Source organism: Streptomyces sp. NPDC026522 (genome assembly GCF_055567555.1).
Genome location: NZ_JBVHQF010000029.1, coordinates 1 through 3254 on the forward strand (window position 1 = coordinate 1; position 3254 = coordinate 3254).

Sequence of the window (3254 nt, forward strand, 5' to 3'; positions counted from 1 at the left end):
CGCTTCCTTTGTACTCACCCTCGCGGGTTTTCCTCCGGGCGCTTCCTTTGTTCTTCTTTTCGTTCTTGCGTTTCCGACTCTATCAGACTCTTTCGGATCCGATTCCCGGTCGAAGCGGGTTTCGCTTTCCAGTTCTTCGCTTTCGCGTTTCCCTTTCCGGCGATTCCGACTCTATCAGAACTTTTCCACCGGATTTCCCGGCTTCGAAGCTTGGGTGATGAGACGGCAGTGCCCACTTGGAATTCAATTCCTGGGGCGAGAGAGATTTTAAACCATCACGTCCGAACCTGTCCGGTTCGGGCAACCGTTTGAATCTACCTCCCCGCTCCCACCGTGTCAACAGTGTTTGCGGGACAGGCGAGGAGACTAGCAGCTCCGGCGGCCCCTGCGCACATCAGGCCGCGGTGGGGAGCGTCGCCGTCTGGTCCGCTGCCTCCACGTCGCCCGCCTCGCCTGCCCGCGCGGCCCGGCCGCCCAGGACGTAGACGTACGTCAGGAACGCCGCTTCGGCGGCGATGCCGATGGTGATGCGGGCCCAGGTGGGCAGGTCCGACGGGGTCACGAAGCCCTCGATCAGGCCCGAGACGAAGAGGACGAAGGCCAGGCCGAGCGCCATGCCGAGGGCGGCGCGGCCCTCTTCCGCGAGGGCCGCGCGGCGGGTGCGGGGACCCGGGTCGATGACCGTCCAGCCGAGGCGCAGGCCGGTGCCGGCGGCGACGAAGACCGCCGTCAGTTCGAGCAGGCCGTGCGGGAGGATCAGGCCGAGGAAGACGTCCAGGCGTCCGGCGGAGGCCATCAGGCCGAGGCCCGCGCCGAGGTTGGCCATGTTGAGGAACAGGATCCACAGCACGGGGAGTCCCAGGAACGCGCCGAGGACCAGGCATATCGCCGCCGCCTGCGCGTTGTTCGTCCAGACCTGCGCCGCGAAGGATGCCGCGGGGTGGCTGGAGTAGTACGTCTCGTACTCGCCGCCGGGCCGGGTCATCTTCTTCAGGTCCGCGGGCGCCGCCATCGCGGCCTGGACCTCCGGATGGGTGGCGATCCACCAGCCGATGAGGACGCCGACCGCGACGGACAGCACCGCCGTCGGTATCCACCAGCGGCGGCTGCGGTAGACGGCCGCGGGGAAGCCGGCGGTGAAGAAGCGTGCCGCGTCGCGCCAGCCGGCCCGGCGGGCCCCGGTCACCGTGGCGCGGGCGCGGGCGACGAGCTGGGTGAGGCGGCCGACGAGCATCGGGTCCGGGGCGCTGGACTGGATCAGGGAGAGATGGGTGGAGGTGCGCTGGTACAGCGCGACGAGTTCGTCCGCCTCCGCTCCGGTGAGCCGGCGGCCACGGCCGAGGAGCTGCTCCAGACGGGCCCACTGGGCCTGGTGGGCCGCCACGAAGACGTCGACATCCATCCGGTTTTCCGCTCCCCTGCCCCGGCCACCCGCTGCTGGCTACTGCTGTAGTGGTCAGCTTGGCAGACTGACCGGCACAGGGGCGGGTCAGGTCACGGGAAGGGTGCGCATCAGTGAGCGATCTGGTGACGGGGGACGCGGTCGTCCTGGGATTGCGGCCGGCGAGGCTGCCGAGCCGGGCCCTGGCGGTCCTGCTGGACTCGCTCGTGTACGTCGTCGGGTACGTGGTCGTGTCCCTCGGGGTGGTGTTCGCGACGGCTTCGCTGGACGAGGCGGCGCGGGCGGCCGTGCAGGTGGCGCTGTTCCTGCTGGTCCTGGTCGGGGTGCCGATCGCGGTGGAGACGCTGAGCCACGGCCGGTCGTTGGGGAAGCTGGCCTGCGGGCTGCGGGTGGTGCGGGAGGACGGCGGGCCGATCCGGTTCCGGCACGCATTGGTGCGGGGGGCCATGGGGGTCGTGGAGTTGCAGATGACCTTCGGCACGGTGGCGTGCATCGCCTCGCTGGTGTCCGAGCGGGGGCGGCGGGTCGGCGACGTGTTCGCGGGGACGCTGGTGGTCCGGGAGCGGGTGCCCGGGGCGCGGGTGATGCCGGTGCCCGCGCCGCCGCCGTGGCTGGCCGGGCGGTTCTCGGGGCTGGACCTGTCGGCGGTACCCGACGGGTTGTGGCTGGCGGTACGGCAGTACTTGACCCGGATGAACCAGCTGGACCCGGCGATGGGCGCCGCGATGGCGGCGAAGCTGGCGGACGAGGTGGTGGCGCGGACGGGGACTCCGCCGCCGGCCGGGGTGCCGGCTGCCGCGTTCCTGATGGCCGTGGTGCACGAGCGGCAGAGCCGGGACGCGGCCCGGGCGCTGCGGCCCGCCGCCGGGTACCTGGCCCCGCCCGTGGCCTACGGTCCCGCGGCCGCGGGACCGCCCGTGCAGGGCCCGGCGCCGTACGTGCCGCCCGCGCCGTATGTGCCGCCCGCCGCGGCGCCCGGGCGCACCGGCGGGACCGGGTTCGCGCCGCCCGCCTGACGGCTGGGGGATTCGGCCGGGCGTCAGTCCTCGAAGGCCGAGGGCGGGGTCTCCAGGTGTTCCAGCTCGATGCCCGGGGCGGAGAGGACCACGTCGCCGGCGATGTGCAGGGTGTGCACCTCGCCGGTGTCGAGCGCGCTGACCCGGTATTCGTCCACCTGGAGCGGGCCGCTGTCGGTGGCGTGTTCGGTACGGCCGGTCAGCGCCCAGGCCTGGTCGACGGTGCGGGGCGCCAGGACCGGGTCGGTCAGGGCGACGAGCCGGACGCGGGTGGCGGGGGCTCCGGGGGTGAGGCGCAGCAGGCGGGCCGTCGCGATGAGGAAGGCCGGGGAGGTGCCGGTGAAGCCGGGGGCGTGGACGTTGCCCTCGCTGGCCTCGGTGCCGGTGGGGTCGGTGCGGACCCAGGTGACGCCGTCGATGGCGGCGCCGCGGACCTGCCAGCTCGCGGCGTTGACCTCCATGCGGATGGGGCGGCCGAGTTCGTCGATGGCCAGGTCCACGGAGCCGCGGTGGTCGCCGTTCGGGGCGGTCAGCTGGGAGACGTAGCGCCAGCCGGAGGGGCCGGGTGCGCAGTGGAAGTGCTCCTCGCCGAGCGGGGTGTGGTCGTGCGGGTCGTGGAGCGAATAGCGGCCGCGGGGCATGGGCGCACGTTCGTTTCTGGGAGGAGGCGTCTCGGGTACGGGGCAGGCCCCCGGCGGGTGTGCCGGGGGCCTGCCTGGAGTGCTGCGTGATCGGTGGGGATCAGTAGCGGTAGTGGTCGGGCTTGTACGGGCCCTCGACCTTGACGCCGATGTACGCGGCCTGCTCCGGGCGCAGGGTGGTGAGCTTGACGCCCA

General features: G+C 72.3%; 4 protein-coding genes. 1 reads left to right on the top strand and 3 read right to left on the bottom strand.

Annotated features, from left to right (window positions below):
• Positions 1-394: 394 nt before the first annotated feature.
• Positions 395-1402 (bottom strand): stage II sporulation protein M, encoded by a 1008-nt coding sequence (locus tag ACZ4M3_RS35320; RefSeq protein ID WP_467739737.1) that lies wholly within the window; start codon positions 1400-1402, stop codon positions 395-397.
• A gap of 113 nt (positions 1403-1515) precedes the next feature.
• Here ACZ4M3_RS35320 and ACZ4M3_RS35325 point away from each other — a divergent pair, with 113 nt between their 5' ends.
• Positions 1516-2418 carry an RDD family protein gene (locus ACZ4M3_RS35325; RefSeq protein WP_467739739.1) on the top strand — a complete coding sequence of 301 codons (903 nt, stop codon included), beginning with the start codon at positions 1516-1518 and terminating at the stop codon, positions 2416-2418.
• A 23-nt stretch (positions 2419-2441) separates the two neighbouring features.
• Here the strand turns inward: ACZ4M3_RS35325 and ACZ4M3_RS35330 are convergent, their stop codons facing one another.
• Both ACZ4M3_RS35330 and ACZ4M3_RS35335 read right to left on the bottom strand, forming a co-directional pair.
• Positions 2442-3059, bottom strand: coding sequence for a hypothetical protein (locus ACZ4M3_RS35330; protein WP_467739741.1), 618 nt, complete (start codon positions 3057-3059; stop codon positions 2442-2444).
• A 100-nt stretch (positions 3060-3159) separates the two neighbouring features.
• Positions 3160-3254: adenosylhomocysteinase (locus tag ACZ4M3_RS35335; RefSeq protein ID WP_351857368.1), on the bottom strand; the 95-nt coding region annotated here is incomplete at its 5' end.

Coding starts and splice junctions, on each gene's coding strand:
- ACZ4M3_RS35320 (WP_467739737.1), bottom strand. CDS start 1,402: ATGGATGTCGACGTCTTCGTGGCGGCCCACCAGGCCCAGTGGGCCCGT.
- ACZ4M3_RS35330 (WP_467739741.1), bottom strand. CDS start 3,059: ATGCCCCGCGGCCGCTATTCGCTCCACGACCCGCACGACCACACCCCG.